General features: G+C 66.7%; 19 protein-coding genes. 13 read left to right on the plus strand and 6 right to left on the minus strand.

Features of this window, described 5'->3' with window-relative positions; translation table 11 throughout:
* The first annotated feature begins 5 nt into the window (after positions 1 to 5).
* The 5 genes from BDW16_RS11000 to BDW16_RS11020 all read left to right on the plus strand — a co-directional run bounded on the left by BDW16_RS11000 (position 6) and on the right by BDW16_RS11020 (position 4,155).
* On the plus strand, positions 6 to 551 hold the full coding sequence (locus BDW16_RS11000) for an SRPBCC family protein (RefSeq protein WP_066578215.1): 546 nt from the start codon (positions 6 to 8) through the stop codon (positions 549 to 551).
* A 198-nt stretch (positions 552 to 749) separates the two neighbouring features.
* Complete coding sequence (tsaD, locus tag BDW16_RS11005) at positions 750 to 1,778, plus strand: tRNA (adenosine(37)-N6)-threonylcarbamoyltransferase complex transferase subunit TsaD (protein WP_066578218.1); 1,029 nt, start codon at positions 750 to 752, stop codon at positions 1,776 to 1,778.
* A complete protein-coding gene (locus tag BDW16_RS11010) occupies positions 1,775 to 2,752 on the plus strand; it encodes an NAD(P)H-dependent glycerol-3-phosphate dehydrogenase (RefSeq protein ID WP_066578221.1) in 978 nt (325 codons plus the stop codon). The genes tsaD and BDW16_RS11010 overlap by 4 nt, the downstream gene beginning before the upstream one ends.
* Entirely contained in the window at positions 2,749 to 3,279 is a 531-nt protein-coding gene (locus tag BDW16_RS11015) for a DUF1697 domain-containing protein (RefSeq protein WP_083954299.1), read from the plus strand. The genes BDW16_RS11010 and BDW16_RS11015 overlap by 4 nt, the downstream gene beginning before the upstream one ends.
* A gap of 75 nt (positions 3,280 to 3,354) precedes the next feature.
* Positions 3,355 to 4,155 (plus strand): hypothetical protein, encoded by an 801-nt coding sequence (locus BDW16_RS11020; RefSeq protein WP_066578227.1) that lies wholly within the window; start codon positions 3,355 to 3,357, stop codon positions 4,153 to 4,155.
* Between the two features lie 13 nt (positions 4,156 to 4,168).
* Here the strand turns inward: BDW16_RS11020 and BDW16_RS11025 are convergent, their stop codons facing one another.
* Positions 4,169 to 4,330 carry a DUF1674 domain-containing protein gene (locus tag BDW16_RS11025; protein ID WP_083954300.1) on the minus strand — a complete coding sequence of 54 codons (162 nt, stop codon included), beginning with the start codon at positions 4,328 to 4,330 and terminating at the stop codon, positions 4,169 to 4,171.
* Between the two features lie 67 nt (positions 4,331 to 4,397).
* Between BDW16_RS11025 and htpX the strand changes: the two genes are divergently transcribed.
* Genes htpX through purH form a run of 5 tightly spaced genes read left to right on the plus strand, consistent with a single transcriptional unit; the run spans position 4,398 to position 10,721 of the window.
* Complete coding sequence (gene htpX, locus BDW16_RS11030; protein ID WP_066578230.1) at positions 4,398 to 5,363, plus strand: zinc metalloprotease HtpX; 966 nt, start codon at positions 4,398 to 4,400, stop codon at positions 5,361 to 5,363.
* 43 nt (positions 5,364 to 5,406) lie between these two features.
* A complete protein-coding gene (locus tag BDW16_RS11035; RefSeq protein WP_066578235.1) occupies positions 5,407 to 6,687 on the plus strand; it encodes an RsmB/NOP family class I SAM-dependent RNA methyltransferase in 1,281 nt (426 codons plus the stop codon).
* A gap of 17 nt (positions 6,688 to 6,704) precedes the next feature.
* Positions 6,705 to 7,364 (plus strand): ribulose-phosphate 3-epimerase, encoded by a 660-nt coding sequence (gene rpe / locus BDW16_RS11040; RefSeq protein WP_066578238.1) that lies wholly within the window; start codon positions 6,705 to 6,707, stop codon positions 7,362 to 7,364.
* The gene (locus BDW16_RS11045) at positions 7,361 to 9,109 is read left to right on the plus strand and encodes a heparinase II/III family protein (protein ID WP_066578244.1); all 1,749 of its coding nucleotides are present in this window, start codon (positions 7,361 to 7,363) and stop codon (positions 9,107 to 9,109) included. The genes rpe and BDW16_RS11045 overlap by 4 nt, the downstream gene beginning before the upstream one ends.
* A 40-nt stretch (positions 9,110 to 9,149) precedes the next feature.
* On the plus strand, positions 9,150 to 10,721 hold the full coding sequence (purH, locus tag BDW16_RS11050) for a bifunctional phosphoribosylaminoimidazolecarboxamide formyltransferase/IMP cyclohydrolase (protein ID WP_066578247.1): 1,572 nt from the start codon (positions 9,150 to 9,152) through the stop codon (positions 10,719 to 10,721).
* 89 nt (positions 10,722 to 10,810) lie between these two features.
* Here purH and BDW16_RS11055 read toward each other — a convergent pair whose 3' ends face one another.
* The gene (locus BDW16_RS11055; RefSeq protein WP_066578254.1) at positions 10,811 to 12,328 is read right to left on the minus strand and encodes a lipopolysaccharide biosynthesis protein; all 1,518 of its coding nucleotides are present in this window, start codon (positions 12,326 to 12,328) and stop codon (positions 10,811 to 10,813) included.
* Positions 12,329 to 12,425: 97 nt separating this feature from the next.
* Positions 12,426 to 15,191: a DNA polymerase I gene (polA, locus tag BDW16_RS11060; protein ID WP_066578257.1), complete on the minus strand. Its 2,766-nt coding sequence runs from the start codon at positions 15,189 to 15,191 to the stop codon at positions 12,426 to 12,428.
* Between the two features lie 211 nt (positions 15,192 to 15,402).
* On the opposite strand from polA, the gene BDW16_RS11065 reads away from it, so the two are divergent.
* Positions 15,403 to 15,621, plus strand: a complete 219-nt coding sequence (locus BDW16_RS11065) for a hypothetical protein (protein WP_066578262.1) — start codon at positions 15,403 to 15,405, stop codon at positions 15,619 to 15,621.
* 110 nt (positions 15,622 to 15,731) lie between these two features.
* Positions 15,732 to 15,965, plus strand: a complete 234-nt coding sequence (locus tag BDW16_RS21105) for a hypothetical protein (protein WP_125958769.1) — start codon at positions 15,732 to 15,734, stop codon at positions 15,963 to 15,965.
* Between the two features lie 59 nt (positions 15,966 to 16,024).
* Here the strand turns inward: BDW16_RS21105 and BDW16_RS11070 are convergent, their stop codons facing one another.
* The 3 genes from BDW16_RS11070 to nadB all read right to left on the minus strand — a co-directional run bounded on the left by BDW16_RS11070 (position 16,025) and on the right by nadB (position 19,610).
* On the minus strand, positions 16,025 to 16,726 hold the full coding sequence (locus BDW16_RS11070) for a 2OG-Fe(II) oxygenase (RefSeq protein WP_066578264.1): 702 nt from the start codon (positions 16,724 to 16,726) through the stop codon (positions 16,025 to 16,027).
* A 56-nt stretch (positions 16,727 to 16,782) separates the two neighbouring features.
* Complete coding sequence (locus tag BDW16_RS11075) at positions 16,783 to 17,883, minus strand: serine hydrolase (RefSeq protein WP_241214115.1); 1,101 nt, start codon at positions 17,881 to 17,883, stop codon at positions 16,783 to 16,785.
* A gap of 128 nt (positions 17,884 to 18,011) precedes the next feature.
* Positions 18,012 to 19,610 (minus strand): L-aspartate oxidase, encoded by a 1,599-nt coding sequence (gene nadB / locus BDW16_RS11080; RefSeq protein WP_066578266.1) that lies wholly within the window; start codon positions 19,608 to 19,610, stop codon positions 18,012 to 18,014.
* 103 nt (positions 19,611 to 19,713) lie between these two features.
* Here nadB and BDW16_RS11085 point away from each other — a divergent pair, with 103 nt between their 5' ends.
* A complete protein-coding gene (locus BDW16_RS11085; RefSeq protein ID WP_066578268.1) occupies positions 19,714 to 20,628 on the plus strand; it encodes a CE1 family esterase in 915 nt (304 codons plus the stop codon).
* Positions 20,629 to 20,640: the final 12 nt, after the last annotated feature.

A 20,640-nucleotide genomic window follows, 5' to 3' on the forward strand; every position in this document is an offset into this window, starting at 1 on the left:
CCCCGATGACCGCTACCCTCGCCGACATGGAAATCCTCGCCCCGGATACCTTCCGGATGGTGCGTGTGCTCGACGCCGATCCGGCAACGGTGTGGCGCTATCTCACGCAAGCGGACCTGCGCCGCCAATGGTTCTCGGGCGGAACCGACGCGATCGGCTTCGGCGAGACGGTCGAGCTGGTGTTCAACCATGACGAGCTGTCGGCCGACCAGGCCCCCTATCCGCCCGAATACGCCAAATGGAAGGGCGCGGTGGGGCGCGAGAAGGTGATCGAGTTCGACCCGCCGCACGTTTTCGCGATCAGCTGGGACGAGGGCAAGGAAGGTGTCGCGCGCTTCGAACTGGCCGATGCCGGCGGTGGCCGCACGCGCCTCACCCTGACGCATAGCGGCATCACCGGCCCGGCACCGATGGCCGATTTCGGCGGCGGCTGGCATTCGCACCTCGCAGTGCTGGTGGGGCTGCTGGGCGGCGATCCGGTGCGCGATTTCTGGGTGCAACATGCCGATTCGGAGGCGCGGGTCGCAGCGGCGATCGCCACTGCCGGCTGAGCTTCCCGTCCTGTTCCCGGCGCGCTGTGCCGGCCGGAACAGCGCAGAGGGTCGCGATGACCGATGCGACGAAGCTCGAAGGCAAATGCCTGTGCGGTGCGGTTCGTGCGCGGATCGCGCTGCCCGAGCCGCAATCCAATACCGTGATCGACGACACGGGGCCCCTTCGACAATCGGCCAGCGACTCCCTAGATCGGCGTGATGCTGATCCTCGGCCTCGAATCGAGTTGTGACGAAACTGCCGCCGCGCTGGTGCGTGGCGACCGCACGATCCTGTCCCACCGCCTCGCCCGGCAGGACGAGGCGCATCGCCCGTTCGGCGGCGTGGTGCCCGAAATCGCCGCGCGCGCGCATGTCGAGGCGCTCGGTCCGCTGATCGAGGCGGCGCTCGATGAGGCGAAGGTCACCCTCGCCGATGTCGATGCGATCGCCGCCACCGCCGGGCCGGGCCTGATCGGGGGCGTCATGGTGGGCCTCGTCACCGGCAAGGCGCTGGCGCATGCCGCGAACAAGCCGCTGGTCGCGGTCAATCATCTCGAGGGGCATGCGCTCTCGCCGCGCCTGGCCGAACCGGACCTCGCCTTCCCCTATCTGCTGCTGCTCGTCTCGGGCGGGCATTGCCAGCTGCTGCTGGTCGAGGGCGTCGGCCGCTATCGCCGCCTCGCCACCACGATCGACGATGCTGCGGGCGAGGCATTCGACAAGACGGCCAAGCTGCTGAATCTCGGCTTCCCCGGCGGTCCCGCGGTCGAGCGCGCGGCACTGGAGGGCGATCCCCGTTCCGTCCCCCTTCCCCGCCCGCTGGTCGGATCGGGCGAGCCTCATTTCTCCTTCGCCGGTCTCAAGAGCGACGTCGCGCGCAAAGTCGGCAAGTTCGCCCCCGCCGATCTCGCCGCCTCGTTCCAGCAGGCGGTGGTCGATTGCCTGGTCGATCGTACCCGCATCGCGCTGGACAAGACGCCGCAAGCGACGGCTCTGGTCGTCGCGGGCGGGGTTGCCGCCAACACCGCCGTTCGTTCGGCACTCACGATGCTGGCGACGGAGCATGATCTGCCCTTCATCGCGCCGCCGCTCTGGCTCTGCACCGACAATGCGGCCATGATTGCCTGGGCCGGGGTCGAGCGGTTCTCGCTCGGCTTCACCGATCCGCTCGACCTGCCCGCGCGCCCGCGCTGGCCGCTCGATCCGGATGCGGAGAGGGTACGGGGAGCGGGGGTGAAGGCATGAAGATCGCAGTCATCGGCGGTGGCGCGTGGGGCACAGCGCTCGCACAGGTCGCGGCGCGGGGCGGTGAACCGGTCACGTTATGGGCGCGCGAGGATGACGTCACGACGTCAGTCAATGCTCGCCACGAAAACAGCCTGTTCCTCCCGGGCGTTCCTCTCTCTCCTTCGATCCGCGCCACCGGAGACCTTGCCGATCTCGCGGATGCTGAGGCGCTGCTGGTTGTCGTGCCCGCACAGTTCCTTCGCTCGGTCCTGACCCAGGTCCCCGTCGAGTGCCGCCCGCTGGTGCTGTGTGCCAAGGGGATCGAGGCCGGCACGCAGAAGCTCGTCGCCGAAGTCGCGCGCGAATTGCACCCCGACGCGCCGGTTGCGGTCCTGTCTGGTCCGACCTTCGCGCATGAGGTGGCCAAGGGGCTTCCCACCGCCGTCACGCTCGCCTGCGAGGACGACAGTTTGCGCGAGCGGCTCGCCGAGCGGCTCGCGGGCCCAGCCTTCCGCACCTATGGCTCATCGGACGTGGCGGGTGCCGAGATCGGCGGTGCGGTCAAGAACGTCCTCGCCATCGCTTGCGGCGTGGTCGAGGGCGCGGGTCTTGGCCTCAACGCCCGCGCCGCGCTGATCGCGCGTGGCTTTGCCGAGATGACGCGCTTCGGCGTGGCACGCGGCGGCCGGCCGGAGACGCTGGCGGGGTTGTCCGGCCTAGGCGATCTCGTCCTCACCTGCTCTTCGATCAATTCCCGTAACTTCTCACTTGGCGTGGGTCTGGGGCAAGGAAAGAGCGCCGCCGAACTGCTCGCCGACCGCCGCACCGTCGCTGAAGGCGCGGCAACCGCGCCGGTCTTGCGCGAGGCCGCCAGAGCTGCCGGAGTCGACATGCCGGTAACCCAGGCGGTGTGCGCATTGCTTGAAGGTACGCCGGTTGGTCAGGTCGTCGATGCGCTGCTCAGCCGCCCGCTGCGGGAGGAGCATGTATGAGATGGGCGGCGATGTTGCGCGGGATCAATCTCGGCAAGCGCCAGCTCAAATCGGCGGAACTGAAGGCCGCGGTCGAAGGGTTGGGGTATACTGACGTCAAGACCCTGCTCGCCTCGGGCAATGTCGTCTTCACCGCGGACGAGGCGGATGCGGCCGCGCTCGAAGCGACACTTCACGGTGCGCTGTTTGCGGCGACGGGCCTCAAGTCGGAGATTTTCGTGCGCTCGCCGGAAGAGATGGCCGCGGTTGCCACCGCCGACCCCTTCCCCGAAGCCACCAGCGACCGCCCGAGCTTCGTGGTCGTCACCTTCCACCGCAAGCCGGTCGATGCGGCAGCGGTGGCACGGCTCGCGGAAAGCCATGAAGGGCCCGAGCGGATGCGCGTCATCGGCCGCGAACTCTATATCGACTTCCCCGACGGTCAGGGCCGTTCGACCCTGCATCCGGCGATGACCAAGGCGAAGTTGGACCCGGTCAATACCGCGCGCAACTGGAACACCGTTCTCAAGATCCGCGACGCGCTCTGATGCTCTGCGTCGGCGGTCGGTTGACTCGCCGTCGCGCCCGATGCCGTATGGCGCTGGCGAAAGAGAGGGGCTGGGATGGTAACGCTGCACGCATGGGCGAAACCCGCGAATCTGATCGGAAGATGGGCCGACCACACCTGGGTTACGACCTATGACAATCGTCAGGTTCAACCTGGATCGCTGGAAGAGGTTGCGTCGGCGGGCGAGCATTTGTGGATGTGCTGGGGCGCTTTCCATCCGCGAGGCGGCGCGCCGGAACATGCCGACGGCCTGATCGTCACGGGGGACGGGCGGCTCCCGCTGGCCGGCTGTGTCGTCCAGGCCAATGCGGATTCGGTCAAAGTCCCGGCGGCGCGCGGCACGGTGTCGCTCTACGGCATCCATGGCGTTTGCCATCAGGTCGCAAACCAGGTCCTTCACGCCACCGCTACGGCGAACGCGCCGCCGGTCAGCGTCCGGGGATCGCGCGGCTATTACAAGAGCGTCTATTTCTACCGGCAATATGGCCGGCGCAATTCGGCCTGGGCTTCTAAGCTCGACGCCTGCCTGGAAGGCAGCGGCGTAGATGCGATGTTCGACGATGGCGACGATTTCACCTTACGTGCGCAGCGTGTTCTGACGGATCGAAACGACCTGCTCGGCGATCTGCTGGCGCGGCGGCGCGATTTCGACGCGGAACTCGACGCGATGGGCGAGCGCGCGGATATCACCGCCGAGGAAATCGACGCACGGCTTCGCAATCATCTGGTCGAGGTCGCCGGACAGCTCGGCCAGCAGCGGTTCGAAGCGATCTTCGAACAGGATGTGGAGGATGAGATGAACCTCATCGACCGCGATATCTTCGCAGCGAGCCGGGCGGATCCCGCCGCGGGATGATGCGAATGCCGCACTAGAAGTCGACGGCGATGCCCTTGCGTTCCCAATCGCCATAGCGGGTGGGGTCCTCGCCGAGCGGATCGCTGTCGGCCTTCGTCCCCGGCTTGGGCTTCGGCACGGGCGGGCTCTTGGAGAGATAGGCAGGCGGTTTCACATGGTCGGGGCGCTTGCCCATGATAGGGGTCCTGATTGCAGCGGTGGCGTCGATCCCCCACATTGGGCGCTGAAAGGATCGAATCCAAGTGAACGGTTTCAAGACGACGATGCTGTTGGCAGCGCTGACGGCGCTGTTCATGGCATTGGGATTCGCCATTGGCGGGCGTGGCGGAATGGTCATCGCATTGCTGGTCGCGGTGGGGATGAACCTCTTCACCTACTGGAACGCCGACAAGATCGTGCTGTCGATGCACGGCGCCAAGCAGGTCGATGCGAGCAGTGCGCCCGAATTCTACCAGCTCGTCGCGGGGCTGGCGCAGCGCGCCGCGCTGCCGATGCCCAAGGTCTATATCATCGACTCACCTCACCCAAACGCCTTCGCCACAGGACGCAATCCACAGAACGCGGCGGTCGCGGCGACTACCGGCCTGCTGAACATGCTCGATCGTGACGAGATCGCGGGCGTGATGGCGCACGAGCTGGCGCATGTGCGCAATCGCGACACGCTGATCATGACGATGGTCGCGACGATCGCTGGTGCCATCTCGATGCTCGCCAATTTCGGCCTGTTTTTCCGTGGCGGCGGCGACAATCGCGGGGCGATGTTGGCGACGATCCTCGCGGTGATCGTCGCACCCTTTGCCGCGATGATCGTCCAGATGGCGATCAGCCGCACGCGCGAATATGGCGCGGACCGCGGCGGCGCGGAGATTTCGGGCAACCCGCGCGCGCTTGCCTCGGCGCTGGCCAAGCTCGCCCGCGGTGCGGCGGCCGTGCCGAATCCGGTCGCCGAGCGCGTGCCTGCCGCGGCGCAGCTCTACATCGTCCCCGGCCTTGGCGGCGACAGCCTGTTCTCGACCCACCCCGACACCGGCAACCGCATCGCCGCACTCGAGGCGATCGCGCAGGAGATGGGGCGGAGCGCGCCGCTTGACAGTTTCGGTGAAAACCCGCGGATTCCGTCAGTTTCGTCAACCGCGCGGCCTTCGGCGCTGGGGATCAAGCCGGCGCCGCGCCGCTCCAGCGCGCTCGACCCCAATCGCCGTGGATGATCGACGGCTGTCCCCGACGCCGGAAACGGCGTAGGGGCGATTGATGTCACGGCCTTCGAACCACCGCTTTCCTTCTGATCCCCCCGGCGTTCCGGCACGGCGAGCGGCGCTTCGCCTGCTCGATGCCGTGCTCCGCCGCGGCCTTGCCATCGAACAGGCGCTGGAAGCGTCGACCAAGGGTCTGCCCCCGCCCGATCGGGGCCTTGCCCACGCCATTGCCGCCGAGGTGCTGCGCTGGCTCTCCGACCTCGACGCGCTGATCGACAGCGCGACCCGCAATCGCCTGCCCGATGACGCCAAGGCGCGTTTCGCCCTGCGGATTGCGCTCGCTCAGGCGCTGCGCCTCGGTACGCCGCCGCATGCCGCGATCTCGACCGTGCTGCCTCTGGTCGATGGTGGCCCGCGCAAGCTGGTCCATGGCGTGTTCGGCACGCTCGACCGCAAGGGCGCGGTGCTACCCGATCATCCCTCGCTGCCCGGTCCGGTCCATGCCCGCATTGCCGGCAATTGGGGCGAGCGTGTTGCCGATGCCGCCGCCGCCGCGATCGCGGCACCGCCACCGCTCGATCTCACCTTGCGCGCCGAGGTCGCTGAGCTGCATGGCGAAAGCCTGGTTTCCAACCATCTGCGCATCACGGGCGATACCTCCGTTCCCGAGCTGCCCGGTTATGCCGAAGGCGCATGGTGGGTGCAGGACCTTGCCGCATCGCTTCCGGCGCGCCTACTCGGCGGCGGAACGGGGCGCGCGCTCGATCTGTGCGCTGCGCCGGGCGGCAAGACACTTCAGCTGGCGGCTTCCGGATGGGACGTGACCGCGGTCGACATCTCCGAAAGTCGTCTGGCGCGACTTCTGGAAAATCTCGATCGCACTGGCCTTTCGGCGAAGGTCGTCACTGCCGATCTCATGAACTGGGAGCCCGGGTTCGAAGCCGACGCCGTGCTGCTCGATGCACCATGCAGCGCCACCGGCATCTTCCGCCGCCATCCCGACGTGCTCCACCGCGTTCGTCCGCGCGTGATCTCGGAGATGGCTGAGCTTCAGGCGCAGCTTCTTCCCCGAGCGGCGCGCTGGGTGCGGCCGGGCGGGCTGATGGTCTATGCCACCTGCTCACTCGAGCCCGAGGAGGGGGAGCATCAGATTGAGCGCTTCCTGGCCGGGCACCCGGAATTCGCGATCGATCCGGTGCTGCCGGACGAACTTCCTGAGGGGCTGGTCGCGCATGAACGCGGCTGGTTACGCACACTTCCCGGTATGCTCGTGGAACAAGGCGGGCTCGACGGCTTTTTCATGGTGCGCCTCATGCGTGTTGCGGGCGACTCATGAGGTGTTAAAGGGCTGACATGACCGCCGTCCGTATCGCCCCATCGATCCTCTCCGCCGACTTCGCCAAATTGGGGGAGGAAGTGCGCGCGATCGACGTGGCGGGCGCCGACTGGATCCACATCGATGTGATGGACGGGCATTTCGTGCCCAACATCACGATCGGCCCGGCCGTGATCAAGGCGCTGCGGCCGCACAGCGCCAAGCCGTTCGACGTCCATCTGATGATCGAACCCGTCGATCCGATGCTCGAAGCCTTTGCCGAGGCGGGTGCCGACTGCCTGTCGGTCCACCCGGAAAGCGGGCCGCATCTTCACCGCACGCTTCAGACGATCAAGGCGCTGGGCAAGCGCGCCGGCGTCGTGCTGAACCCCGCGACTCCGGTCGATGTCGTCGATCACGTCATGGATCTGGTCGATCTGATCCTGGTGATGAGCGTCAACCCCGGTTTCGGCGGGCAGAAGTTCATCGAGAGCCAGCTGGCCAAGATCGCGGTGCTACGCGCCAAGATCGACACCAGCGGCCGCCAGATCGATCTGGAGGTGGATGGCGGGGTCGATCAGAACAATGCCGCGCGCGTCATCGCCGCCGGTGCCGATGCGCTGGTCGCAGGCACCGCGGCGTTCAAGGGCGGCGCGTCGGCCTATGCCGACAATATCCGGGCGTTGCGCGCGGGGTGAAGGCGCAGCAGGACGACCGCGCCGTCGATGGGCCTGAAGCCGACGGGATCGAGCAGGGACGACGGCTGATCCGGATCGGCGGTGATCGCGGCCTCTCGCTTGCCGACCGGCTGTCCGAGCGTTTTCACCGCCTTGCCTGGCGCACGCCGCTTCACGGTTTGCGGCTCAAGGGCCGCTACCCGCTCAAGCTGATTGCGGTTGCCGACGACCCCTTTCTAGGCGATCCGGCGCGCGGCAACGCGCTGCTCGATGGCAAGCTCTCCTTTCGTGGTGAGAACCATGCCATCGACGCGCTCGACCTGGCCAAGCCCAACTGGTCGAAGCCGTTTGGCGACTATCTCCACAGCTTTGCCTGGCTGCGCGATCTTTCGACAGTGACGACCCGCGCCGGTGCCGCGCCTGTCGCCGAAGCGCTCATGCGCAAATGGCTGGAGGCCCATGCCGACAAGGTCACCGACCCGGCATGGCGCGCCGATCTCTGGGGACGGCGGATCCTCTTCTGGACCGCGCATGCGCCGCTGATCCTGTCGAGCACCGATCTCGTGTACCGCTCGCGGGTGCTTCACACGCTCGCGCGCGGCGCGCGGCACCTCGATCGCACTGCGGATCGGGTGCCGCCGGGCGCGCCGCGCATCGCCGCCTGGTGCGGGGTGCTCGTTGCCGGGCTGATGATCCCGGGCGGCGATCCGCGCCGTGCCTTTGGCGAGGCGGGGCTTGCACGGGCGCTGGCAGGATCGGTCGGCGAGGATGGGGGGATCAGCGGGCGATCGCCCGCCGCCCTGCTCGACGCGATCATGCTGCTCACGCTGCTGCGGGAGACCTATGCCGCACGCCGGCTCGACCCGCCCGAGGCCCAGAGCCGCGCGCTTGCCCAGATGGTGTCGGCGCTGCTCGGCGTGTGTCATGGTGATCGCGGCCTCGCGAGCTGGCAGGGCGGCATACCCGTCGATGGTGATACGCTGGCGGAAATCGTCGCCGCGACCGGCGCACGCGTCCGCCCGCTGCGCCAGGCGCTCGACTGGGGCTATCAGCGGCTGGCCCAGCAGCGCACCGTGTTGATCGTGGATGCGGCACCGCCGCCGGTCGCGCGGGTGATGGAGGGTGGTTGCGCTTCGACCCTCGCGTTCGAATTCTCCGATGGTCCGGACCGCATCGTGGTGAGCTGCGGCGGCGCGCGCGGTGCCGATCTGCGGCTGCCGCCGGCGCTTGCCGAAGGGCTGCGGACCACTGCGGCGCATTCGACCTTGGTGGTGGACAACAGCAACTCGACCGCGATCCATCCCGACGGAACGCTCGGCCGCGGGGTGGGCGAGATGGAGCTCAGCCGCCAGGAAACCGATACCGCGAGCCGGATCGAGGCGAGCCACGACGGCTATGTCCGCCGCCACGGCGTCATCCATCGCCGCCGCATCGCGCTTGGTGCCGATGGGCGCGACGTCCGAGGCGAAGACAATCTGATCCCCGCAGGGCGGCGCAGGAAGGCAGCGGCGATTCCCTTTGCGGTCCGCTTCCATTTGCATCCGGGAGTGCAGGTCTCGCCCACCGCCGACGGCGCCGGCGCGCTGCTTCGCACGCCATCGGGGGCGGCGTGGCAGTTTCGGGCCAATGGTGCCACGCTCGGTATCGAGGAAAGCGTGTGGATCGACGGACGCGGGATTCCGAGGGAAACCCAGCAGCTTGTGCTAACCGGGGAGTCGCCGGCAGGGGGCACCAGCGTCTCCTGGCTCTTTCACCGCGCGCGTTAGGGGTTTGCAGCCCGCGGTGGCTTCCCTAAAGGGCGCGCCCATGAGCAGCATCACAATCAAGCGCGCCCTTCTCTCGGTCTCCGACAAGACCGGGATCATCGAACTCGGGCAGTCGCTCGCCGCCAGGGGCGTCGAGCTGGTCTCGACCGGTGGCACCGCCAAGGCGCTGCGCGATGCGGGGCTTGAGGTGCGCGACATCTCCGACCTCACCGGTTTTCCCGAGATGATGGACGGGCGCGTCAAGACGCTGCATCCGGTGGTTCATGGCGGACTGCTCGCGGTGCGCGAGGATGCCGGGCACATGGCATCGGCGGTCGATCATGCGATCGGCATGATCGACCTGGTGGTGGTGAACCTTTACCCCTTCGCCCAGACCGTGGCCAAGGGCGCCGACCGCGACGAGATCATCGAGAATATCGACATTGGCGGCCCGTCGATGGTGCGGTCGGCCGCGAAGAATCACGCCTATGTCGCGATCGTTACCGATCCCGCCGATTATGATGTGGTGGCCAAGGGTGAGACGACGCTGGAAGACCGCCGCCGCTTCGCCGCCAAGGCCTATGCGCTGACCGCGCAATATGATGCGGCGATCGCGAGCTGGTTCGCCTTTGCCGATCAGGGCGAACGCTTCCCGGCGACGCTCCCGCTGGTGTTCAAGCGCGGCGAGGAACTGCGTTATGGCGAGAACCCGCACCAGTCGGCCGCGCTCTATCTGCCCGCCGGCCCCGCTGCCGCCGGGATTGCACAAGCGCAGCAGCTTCAGGGCAAGGAGCTGAGCTACAATAATTACAATGACGCGGATGCCGCGCTCGAACTGGTCAGTGAGTTTCGCGACGGCCCGCCCACAGTGGTGATCGTCAAGCACGCCAACCCATGCGGTGTCGCCACCGCCGACACGCTGGCCGATGCCTACAAGGCGGCGCTCGCCTGCGATTCGGTGTCGGCGTTCGGCGGGATCATCGCCTTGAACCGCCCGCTAGATGCCGAAACGGCGAAGGCGATCACCGAAATCTTCACCGAAGTCGTCGTCGCGCCGGGCGCGAGCGACGAGGCGAAGGCGATCTTCGCAGCAAAGAAGAATCTGCGCCTGCTGATCTGCGATGCGCTGCCGGATCCGGCGCGTCCCGGCCTGATGCTCAAGACGATCGCGGGCGGAGCGCTGGTCCAGTCGCGCGACAATGGCATCATCACGCGCGCCGATCTCAAGGTCGTGACCAAGCGCGAACCCACGGCGCAGGAGCTTGCCGACTGTCTGTTCGCCTGGACCGTCGCCAAGCACGTCAAGTCGAATGCGATCGTCTATGCCAAGGACGGCAGCACCGCCGGTGTCGGCGCGGGCCAGATGAACCGCCTCGAATCCGCGCGCATCGCCGCGTGGAAGGCGAAGGACGCCGCCGACAAGGCGGGCTGGGCGACGCCGCGCACGATCGGTTCGGCGGTCGCCTCGGACGCGTTCTTCCCCTTTGCTGACGGCCTGCTCGCCGCGGTCGAGGCGGGCGCAACGGCGGTGATTCAGCCGGGCGGATCGATCCGCGACGAGGAAGTCATCGCCGCGGCCGACGAAGCGGACCTCGCGATGGTGTTCACCGGGATGCGCCACTTCCGGCATTGATGCCGCTCTGGCTCTACTGACGAAATGGCGGCCCGCTCCGCTCCCATCCCGGGGGCCGGCCGTCATCGCATTCGCCATATCCAAATCGCTTAGGCCCCGCTGCCCTCCTTCGGCAGCTTCTTGAACAGCTTGCGATCTTCCTCGCCGAACGCCCATTTGCCGATCACGGCGAAATAGGCAGCGAAGATGGCCGGCACGCCGACCGACAGTTCGACCCATTCGAGGCGGGGCGGGAGTTGGGTGAAGGCCCAGCCGACCACTCCCGCCACTGCGACCGCGGCGACGAAGCCGGGGCGCAGGCTGAACACCGACGCCTTGGTCAGCCGCGACAACATCCAGCACTTGATCGTCGATCCGGCCGCCAGCGTGACCGCAAGCGCCACCGCCGGGCCTGCCGCCTGATAGTTCACGTCCCAGCCGAGGTCGCGCATGATGAAGACCAGCGCGAAGCTTAGCGCGGCCTGAAAGCCAAGCAGCAACATCGAAACCATCAGGTTGCGGTGCCGCGCCATATAGACGAGGCCCGCTTCGGCGACGGCCCCTGGCGAGGCGAACATTTCGGCGGCGAGAAGGAAGCACAGCGCGCCCGCGCCCGCGACGAATTGCGGGCCGACCACGCCCATCACGCCCTCGGCAGGAATGCCGCCCATCAGCAGCAACGCCGCCTGTGCGGTGATGATCCAGAATGCGACCTGCTTCACCTGATGCGCGATCGCGACGCGATTTCCGGCGGCGAGGTTGCGCGCGATCACCGGTCCCAGGATCGGATCGAAGCTGGTCTTGAGCTTTTGCGGGATCGAGGCGACCTGCTGCGCCATGTAATAGATGCCGACGATCGCCGGGGGGAACAGCAGGCCGAGGATGAAGCGATCGATGTTGCGCGTACCCCATTCGATCGCGTCCGCGCCCGCCAGCGGCACGTTGCGCCGGGCAAGCTGGAGCAGCGGGGTCACATGCGGCGACCAGCCATGCGGCAGGCCATAGCTGCGGATGAAGGGGATCAGGCTGGCGATCAGGGCGGCGGCCATCGACAGCACATAGGCGATGATCAGACCATCGCGCGGCGAGGCGTAGTAAAGCGCCCAGGCCGCGATGCTGATCGTCCAAGGCTCTACGATCGCCCGCGCGGTCACCGCGGCCTTCACATTGCCGCGATAGGCGAGCGCGGCGAGGCTGACGTCGGACCAGGCGATCGCGAAGACGATAACTGGCAGCAACCCCTCAAGCCCCGTCACCTGGCTGTTGGCGTACATGATCTGCGGGAAGGTGAAGAGCACCGCGCTTGCGATCATCGAGACCACGAAGGCGACCACCATACCGTCCCACACGACATGGGCATGCGGCCGCTCGGTCGAGGCGAGCGCCTGCGCCAGCCCGCGCTTGAGACCCAGGGTCGCGAGCAATGCCGCCAGCTCGACCACGACGACGGCGAGCGCAAACCGTCCGACGATCTCGGGGCCGTACAGACGCCCGGCGATGAACAGGAAGGGCAGCCGCGCGGCGAGCCGCAGGACGAACCCGAAGATGTTGGTGCGCCCGCCCTTGGCGAGCGCCGCGATGTCGTCGGAAGGCGCGCTTGAGGGGGCGGGGCGTGCGTCGGACGTCACGCGCGAACTCCGTTCGAGCGCGCAACGCCGTGTCGCGAAGCCTCTCCTGTCACCATGCCGTTACCGGTTTCCCCCGAAACGAACGAAATATCCATCGTCAATGCGCCGCGCCCCAGCTTGGGCCTGTGCCGATCTCGACCCCCAGCGGCACACTGAGCGTGACGGCGGGTTCCGCCGCGCTCTCCATCACCCCGCGGATGACCGGTGTTGCCGCTTCGACATCGCCTGCGGGCAGCTCGAAGACCAGTTCGTCATGGACCTGCATCAGCATCCTGACGTTCTCCAGTCCGGCGTCCCGCAGCGCCGGGCCCATCCGCGCCATCGCGCGCTTGATGATGTCCGCGCTGGTGCCCTGGATCGGCGCGTTGATCGCAGCGCGTTCGCTGCCTGCACGCTCGTGCTGGGTGGCCGATTTGAGGCGCGGGAAGTGCGTCTTCCGGCCGAACAGCGTCTGCGTATAGCCGCGCGCCTTCGCATCGTTCAGCGTGTCGGCGATGTAGCGGCTGATGCCGGGGAACCGCTCGAAATAGCGGTCGATCATCGCCTGCGCCTCGTCCGGGGTGACGTCGAGCCGGCCGGCGAGACCCCAGCGGCTGATGCCGTAGAGGATCGCGAAGTTGATCGTCTTGGCGCGGCCGCGGGTGTCGCGGTTGACCTCGCCGAACAGCTCGGTCGCGGTCATGTTGTGGATGTCGTCGCCGCGTTCGAACGCCTCGCGCAGCTGGGGCACGTCGGCGATGTGTGCCGCCAGCCGCAACTCGATCTGCGAATAGTCGGCGCTGAGGATGACGTTGCCCGGCTCGGCGACGAAGGCGTCGCGGATCTGGCGCCCGACCTCGGTCCGCACCGGGATGTTCTGGAGATTTGGATCGGTCGATGACAGTCGTCCGGTCTGCGCCCCGGTCAGCGAATAGCTGGTATGGACGCGGCCCGTCGCCGGATTGATCTGCGCCTGCAGCGCATCGGTATAGGTCGATTTGAGCTTGGTCAGCTGGCGCCAGTCGAGCACCTTCAGCACCATCTCCCGCCCCGGCGAATCCTTGTCCGCGGCGATCCGCTCCAGCTCGTTGACGTCGGTCGAATAGACGCCCGACTTACCCTTGCGCCCGCCCTTGATCCCCATCTTGTCGAAGAGGACATCGCCGAGCTGCTTGGGGCTGCCGATGGTGAATTTGAACCCGGCGATGCCGTGGATTTCTTCTTCCAGTGCGGCAATCTGGCGGGAGAAGTCGTCGGAAAGCTTCGCCAGCACCCCAGCATCGACCTTGACCCCGGCCAGTTCCATGTCGGCGATGACGCGCGCGAGCGGGCGGTCCACCATCTCATAGACCCGGGTCGATCCCTCGAACGGCAGGCGTGGCTTGAGGCGCCGCCACAGCCGCAGCGTGACGTCAGCATCCTCGGCGGCGTAACGGGTTGCGGCCTTGAGATCGACTTCCTGGAAGCCGAGCTGCTTCTTTCCGGACCCGACCACGTCCTTGTAGGCGATACAGGTGTGGGAGAGGTGCGTCGCTGCCAGCTCATCCATCCCGTGGCCGTGGAGTCCGGCATCGAGGTCGAAACTCATCACGATCGTGTCGTCATAAGGGGCAACGTCGATGCCGGCACGCGACAGCACGATCAGATCGTATTTGATGTTGTGACCGATCTTGAGGACCGACGGGTCCTCGAGCAGCGGTTTCAGCTTGGCGATCACCAGGTTGCGGTCGAGCTGAACCGGCTTTTCGGCGAACATATCTGTGCCGCCATGGCCGACCGGGATGTAGCAGGCGCGGTTGGGTTCGAGCGCCATGCTGACTCCGACCAGCTCGGCGCGGGTGGCATCGACCCCGGTTGTCTCGGTGTCGATCGCAACCCAGCCCTGATGCTTCGCGGCGAGAATCCAGCGTTCGAGCGCCGCTTCGTCCACCACCGTCTCATATCCGTCGTGGTCGCAGGGCGGGTCGTCGGGCATTGGCACCGGCTCGGGACTGGCGACTGGCGCGTCGGCAACGCTTGCGCCGCCACCTAGGCGCGAGAGCAAGGTTTTGAACCCATGATGCTCGAGAAAGGCGCGCAGCGGCGCGTCGGGAATGCCCTTGAGCTCGAGCTCGTCCAGCGGGTCGGGGAGAGGCACGTCGCTGGCAAGCTCGACCAGCTTGCGGCTGAGGCGCGCCATATCGGCATATTCGATCAGATTGTCGCGCATCTTGGACGGCTTCATCGATGGTGCCGCCTCCAGCACTGCATCGACCGTGCCGAACTCCTGGATCAGCTTGGCAGCGGTCTTGGGGCCGATGCCCTTGACGCCGGGCACGTTGTCGACGCTGTCGCCCATCAGCGCCAGAACCTCACCGAGCTTTTCGGGGAGGACACCGAATTTCTCTTCGGTATCCTTCGGCCCCAGGCGGCGGTTGTTCATCGTGTCGAGCATATCGACCGACGGGTCGGTCATCAGCTGCATCAGATCCTTGTCGGAGCTGACGATGGTGACCTGCCAGCCCTGCGCCAGCGCGGCTTTGGTGTAGGACGCGATCAGATCGTCGGCTTCCCATCCGGCTTCCTCGATGCACGGCAGGCTGAAGGCGCGTGTCGCGTCGCGGATCATCGGGAACTGGGGGACGAGGTCCTCGGGCGCCGGGGGACGGTGCGCCTTGTACTGATCGTACATCTCGTTGCGGAAGGTGTGCTCGCTCTTGTCGAGGATCACCGCCATGTGCGTGGGGCCGTCGGCCTTGTGCAGCTCGTCGGCGAGCTTCCACAGCATGGTGGTGTAGCCATAGACGGCGCCCACGGGCTCGCCATGCTTGTTGGTCAGCGGGGGCAGCCGGTGATAGGCGCGGAAGATATAGCCGGAGCCGTCGACCAGATAGAGATGGGGCATGGGGGAGCGATAGCCCAAGCAGCGGGCGTCTCAAACCTTTTCGATTGTCGTTTGATCCGCTCAATCTGTTGCGTCACCGGCTCATCATCTAGACCGTAGACTCATAAAAGCGGCCTGTCCGGAAGCGACCCGTTGCGGTCATCCGCCAAAACGCCAGAATGGCACAGTGACTGAACTTATACATTTAGCTTCCGGCGAGCAGATGCCAGAAATGGGCGATGACGACCCGTGGCTCATCGTAGAGGCGAGCGATGACGGCCGGTTCTTCGGGACGGGCGCTGCGATTAAGGGTTCCGGCGAAAGCGTGATTTATGTCTCGCTTGCCGAGAATGACTGCAGTTTAGACAGCGCGATTGAGGCCGCTCGCCGCTGGGCCGAGAAATACAATGTGCCGCGCATATGGGTGCAGCCCAAGCCCGACCACTGGTGACAGCTTCCCACCCCATTTCGAGCCGTTCGATGGTAACGACGCCGCGCCGAAAGCTGCCCGGCGACAAACGACCCCATTGCGGACAAGCAGCAATCCCGCCACGATGATGTATGGCTGACGATGCTCCCAAGCTTGGATTAGGTCCTTGGATAAGTCTTGTTGCTGCTCCGCTCTTTTTCTTCGGAGTGTATTTCGGCGCTGTCGTGGGACATGGAACCAAGATCGCGCTCGGAGCCCTTTTTGGCAGCTACTTTCTTTATGATGGACTGAAAGACGTGTGGGCGTTCGTTCAGGCGCGACGACGCTACAGGAACGCTCGCCAGCCGGGAATGAATGGCAGCTAACCACTCCCTTTCGGACATTCGGCCCTAGTGCCGAAAGCGGCCGTTTATGGGTCCACGACCTAGTGCGCATCGTGGAAGATGATCCCCATCGTGTGCCGCTGTCCGTGGCGGATCGCACTGACGCCGTGCCGCATCGTCACGCGATAGTCGCCGCGGCTGCCGCGCACCGGTCGCTGGTTGACCGCGAACACGACTGCGTCGCCCTGTGTCAGCGGAACCACCGCAACGCGCGACTGCATCCGGGGACGCTGCTCGGTCAGCACCAGCTCGCCGCCCTCGAAATCGGTGCCGGGCGCGGACAGCAGCACCGCGGCCTGAAGCGGGAAGACGTGCTCGCCATAAAGGTCCTGATGCAGGCAATTATAGTCGCCCGGCCCGTAGCGCAGCAGCAACGGGGTCGGCCGCGTCTGTCCGCCGGCATGGCATTCGGCCAGGAACGCGCCATGCGACTCCGGGAAACGCCGATCGAGCCCCATCCGCGCATGCCAGCGATTGGCGATCGGCGCGAGGTGCGGATAGAGCGCGGTGCGTAGCGCCGACACCAGCGGTGGCAGCGGATAGGCGAAGTAGCGATATTCGCCGCGCCCGAAGCCGTGCCGCGCCATCGTCACCGTGCTGCGGAACAGGGGCGCCTGATCATAGCTGGCAGCAAGGCCGACACAGGCGTCGGGCGCCAGCAATCCGGGGAGCAAGGCCCAGCCCTGGCGGTCGAGCGCGGCTTCGATGGCGGGCCAGTCGTGGCGTGCAGGGGTAAAGGTCATGCGGGGGCGTCTAGCCTCCGGTCGCCCACGCGGCTTCCCGGCGCTTGCGCTCGAACTCAGCGGTGTTGGGCGACGACTGCGGCGACCACGCCCTGCATCAGTTCCTGCCGTTCCTTGATCGGGCGCGGCGTGTCGCCGATCATCACCGCGATCGAATAGGCCTTGCCGTCCGGTGCGGTGAGGATGCCGACATCGTTATAGCCTGCGGTGCGCCCCGCCAGATCCTGGCCGGTGCCGGTCTTGTGACCGAAACTCCAGCCCGGCGGTACGGCGCCGCGCAGCCGGTACTTGCCGGTGCGCGAGGCTTCCATGACCGTCATCAGCCACCGGGTCGACGACGGCGACAGGATTTCTCCCGCCTTGAGCCGCGCCAGCGCCAGCGCGATCGCGGCGGGCGCCGCGCCGTCGATCGGATCGGCGACATAGGCGTCGAACGCGGCACGGCGCACATTCGGCGCCAGCGCGGCGCGCGCCTGCTGGAAGGAGCGGCCCATCGAATATTCGGGCTTCCAGGGCAGCCCCGCGGTCCGCGCCTGCAACAGCCGTTCGCCAGGGCCGAAGCGGATGTCGCCAAGCCCCTTGTCGCGGATCATCGCGCGAACCGCCTCCGGGCCGCCGACCAGGTTGAGCAGCCGGTCGTTCGCGGTGTTGTCGCTCTGCTGCATCGCGCGCAACAGCAGTTCGCGCACCGTGGTCCGATAAACGCCGTTCTTGACCACCAGCGCTGCGATCGGCTGATGGAAGACGGTGAGATTCTCGCGCGTCAGCGTGACCGGATCGTCGAGCGTCAGCCGTCCGCGATCGCGCGCGTCGAGTACGGTCATCGCGACCCAAAGCTTGCTCACGCTCTGTTGCGGCATGCGGCGCGTGCCATTGGCATCGATCTGCCAGCCTGCGTCGAGGCTGCGCACCGACACGCCGACCACGCCGCCGAAATTGCGGGCGAGTGCATGGATGCTGGATTGAAGCGGCGCGGGCGCAGGCGATACGGGGAAAGGCCGCGGCGCAGGCGGCACGCCCATCGTGATGCGATAGCTGGGGGGTACGAGGTTCTCCGGCGCGTCCTGGGAGTGGACCGCAGCGCCGATCAGCAGCGCGGGGCCAAGCCCGCCCAATGTCAACGCCCGTTGAAGAATCGTGAAATCCTGAATTGCCAACACGCTACCAACGCCCCTTGCCCAATGTGATCATGTCACTCGGGGGCGGGCGGGTTCAAGCGTCTTGATGCGAAGCTGCGACGAACGCCGCGAATATGACGGCAAAGCGTGAGCAAAATGGCGCGGAATCAAGGAACAAGCACGGTATCCACCGCCTTTTCGGCGGTTTCCGGGTAATCGAGCGTATAATGAAGGCCGCGGCTTTCGTGCCGGTGAAGCGCCGATCTCACGATCAGCTCGGCCGCCTGCAGCAGGTTGCGCAGCTCGATCAGGTCCGGCGTAACGCGGAAGTGGCCATAATAGTCGGCGACCTCGTCGTTGAGCATCTTGATGCGATGCGCGGCGCGTTCGAGCCGCTTGGTGGTGCGGACGATGCCGACATAGTTCCACATGAACCGGCGGATCTCGGTCCAGTTCTGCTTGATCACCACTTCCTCGTCGGAATCGGTAACGCGGCTTTCGTCCCACGGCCGGATCGCCGGGGGCGGGGGCAGCTTGTCCCAATTGGCCGCGATGTGTTTTGCCGCCGCCTCGCCAAACACGAAACATTCGAGCAGCGAGTTGCTGGCGAGGCGGTTCGCGCCGTGCAAGCCGCTCTCGCTGCACTCGCCCGCGGCATACAGGCCCGGCAGATCGGTCTTGCCGTCGAGATCGATGACGATCCCGCCACAGGTGTAATGCTGCGCGGGCACCACCGGGATCGGCCCCGTCGTCATGTCGATGCCCAAGCCGATCAGCTTTTCATAGATGTTGGGGAAATGCCCCTTCACGAACTCGGCCGGCATATGGCTGATGTCGAGATGGACATAGTCGAGGCCGTAGCGCTTGATCTCGGCATCGATCGCACGTGCCACCACGTCGCGCGGGGCGAGTTCCATGCGCTCGGCGTCGTAATAGGTCATGAAGCGCTTGCCGGTCTGCGGGTTGATCAGCCGCCCGCCCTCGCCGCGCACCGCTTCGGTGATCAGGAAGTTCTTGACCTCCAGATTGTAGAGGCAGGTCGGGTGGAACTGCATCATCTCCATGTTCGAGATGCGGCACCCCGCGCGCCACGCCATCGCGATGCCGTCACCGGTCGCGCCCTTGGGCGCGGTCGAGAAGAGATAGGTGCGTCCCGCTCCGCCCGTCGCGAGGATGGTCGCGTTGGCGGTGAACAGCTCGACATGGCCGGTCGCGCGATTGACGGCATAGACGCCCCAGACATTGCCGGCGCCCGAATAGCGTTCCTCGTGCCGGCTGGTGGCAAGATCGACCGCGACCATGTCGGGCACCAGCGTGATGTTGGGATGCGCAGCGGCGGCGCGGATCAGTGCTTCCTGCACCGCCCAGCCGGTCGCGTCATCGACATGGACGATGCGGCGCGCGCTGTGACCGCCCTCGCGCGTCAGATGCCAGCCATCGCCGTCGCCATCGACGTTGAACGGCACGCCGAGCTTCGCCAGCCGTTCGATCGCCGCGGGGGCGTTCTCGACCACAAACTCGACGGTCGCGCGATCGTTGAGGCCGGCGCCCGCGATCATCGTGTCGGCGATATGCGCATCGAACGTGTCGCCCGGCTCCAGCACCGCGGCGATCCCGCCCTGTGCCCAGGCGGTCGAGCCCTCGTCGAGCGCCCCCTTGGCCAGCACCGTCACCCTGAATCGGTCGGCAAGGTTGATCGCGGCGGTCAGCCCCGCCGCGCCCGAGCCGATGATCAGCACGTCGGATTGCCGGGTCTCGCTAGCCAATCGTCATTCCTCTTGCCGGACGGGGCTCCCGCTATGCGCCAAACCGCATCGAAATCAAACGCCATGGTCGCCAAGCTTTTGCTGGCTGGCTAGAAGCGGCGCCATGCGCATTTTCCCGATCCTTTCCGCTCTGGTCCTCGCCCTTGTCGCGCTGAGTCCCGCTGCCAACGCGACGCAGCGCTGCACGGCGGGGCAGCCCGGCACCACGCAACGTGTCGTGATCGGCGATACCGGGCGATCAGTGCTGCTCCATCTCCCCGCGGCGTACCGGCCGGGCAAGCCGCTGCCACTGCTGTTCGTGCTCCATGGGAGCGGGGGCGACGGTGCGGCGATCCTCAGCCAGTCGGGGCTGGAAGCGACCAGCGACCGCCACGGCTTTCTGCTCGTCGCACCCGATGGCGGTATCCCGCTGGAGCGCGGTTTCGTGTGGAATATCCCCGGTGTGCCCACCGTTACCGGCAAGGTGCCGGGGCCGGAGGACGCAGACGATGTCGCCTTTATCCGCACAGTGATCGACTGGCTCGCGGCACAGAGCTGCGCCGATCGTGCCCGCGTCTATTCGACCGGGCTGTCGGGCGGCGGGCGGATGACGTCATGGCTGGGCTGCGTCGCGTCCGACAGGATTGCGGCGATCGCGCCTGTCGTGGGTCTGCGCGCGGGTAACCCGCTCAGGGACGATCCCCGGCGACCCGACCCGGCGACCTGCCGCCCGCAAAAGCCGATGCCGGTGATCGCCTTTGCCGGCGACAAGGACGGCACCAATCCCGTGCAGGGCGGTGGCGCCGGCTATTGGCAATATACGATGGATGCGGCGCTGGCCCGCTGGGCTGAGCTCGGCGCTTGCCGGGCGGGACCCCTCCGCCGCGATCTGGCGATCGATCTGTATGAGCAGCTCTACACCGCGTGCGGCGACCGCGCCGAGGTGGTGGGTCATATCAAGCGGGGTGCAGGCCATGTGTGGACCGCCGACAATGAAGCGATGTGGGCGTTCCTGTCGCGCTACCGGCGCTCGTTCTGAACCACTCGCTCG

The organism is Sphingomonas koreensis (assembly GCF_002797435.1).
Classification (GTDB): domain Bacteria; phylum Pseudomonadota; class Alphaproteobacteria; order Sphingomonadales; family Sphingomonadaceae; genus Sphingomonas; species Sphingomonas koreensis.

What these genes read in the sequence shown, in the direction of transcription:
- BDW16_RS11000 (WP_066578215.1), top strand. Translation starts at nt 6, where the DNA reads ATGACCGCTACCCTCGCCGACATGGAAATCCTCGCCCCGGATACCTTC.
- BDW16_RS11010 (WP_066578221.1), top strand. Translation starts at nt 1,775, where the DNA reads ATGAAGATCGCAGTCATCGGCGGTGGCGCGTGGGGCACAGCGCTCGCA.
- BDW16_RS11015 (WP_083954299.1), top strand. Translation starts at nt 2,749, where the DNA reads ATGAGATGGGCGGCGATGTTGCGCGGGATCAATCTCGGCAAGCGCCAG.
- BDW16_RS11020 (WP_066578227.1), top strand. Translation starts at nt 3,355, where the DNA reads ATGGTAACGCTGCACGCATGGGCGAAACCCGCGAATCTGATCGGAAGA.
- BDW16_RS11025 (WP_083954300.1), bottom strand. Translation starts at nt 4,330, where the DNA reads ATGGGCAAGCGCCCCGACCATGTGAAACCGCCTGCCTATCTCTCCAAG.
- BDW16_RS11035 (WP_066578235.1), top strand. Translation starts at nt 5,407, where the DNA reads ATGTCACGGCCTTCGAACCACCGCTTTCCTTCTGATCCCCCCGGCGTT.
- rpe (WP_066578238.1), top strand. Translation starts at nt 6,705, where the DNA reads ATGACCGCCGTCCGTATCGCCCCATCGATCCTCTCCGCCGACTTCGCC.
- purH (WP_066578247.1), top strand. Translation starts at nt 9,150, where the DNA reads ATGAGCAGCATCACAATCAAGCGCGCCCTTCTCTCGGTCTCCGACAAG.
- polA (WP_066578257.1), bottom strand. Translation starts at nt 15,191, where the DNA reads ATGCCCCATCTCTATCTGGTCGACGGCTCCGGCTATATCTTCCGCGCC.
- BDW16_RS11065 (WP_066578262.1), top strand. Translation starts at nt 15,403, where the DNA reads ATGGGCGATGACGACCCGTGGCTCATCGTAGAGGCGAGCGATGACGGC.
- BDW16_RS21105 (WP_125958769.1), top strand. Translation starts at nt 15,732, where the DNA reads ATGGCTGACGATGCTCCCAAGCTTGGATTAGGTCCTTGGATAAGTCTT.
- BDW16_RS11070 (WP_066578264.1), bottom strand. Translation starts at nt 16,726, where the DNA reads ATGACCTTTACCCCTGCACGCCACGACTGGCCCGCCATCGAAGCCGCG.
- BDW16_RS11085 (WP_066578268.1), top strand. Translation starts at nt 19,714, where the DNA reads ATGCGCATTTTCCCGATCCTTTCCGCTCTGGTCCTCGCCCTTGTCGCG.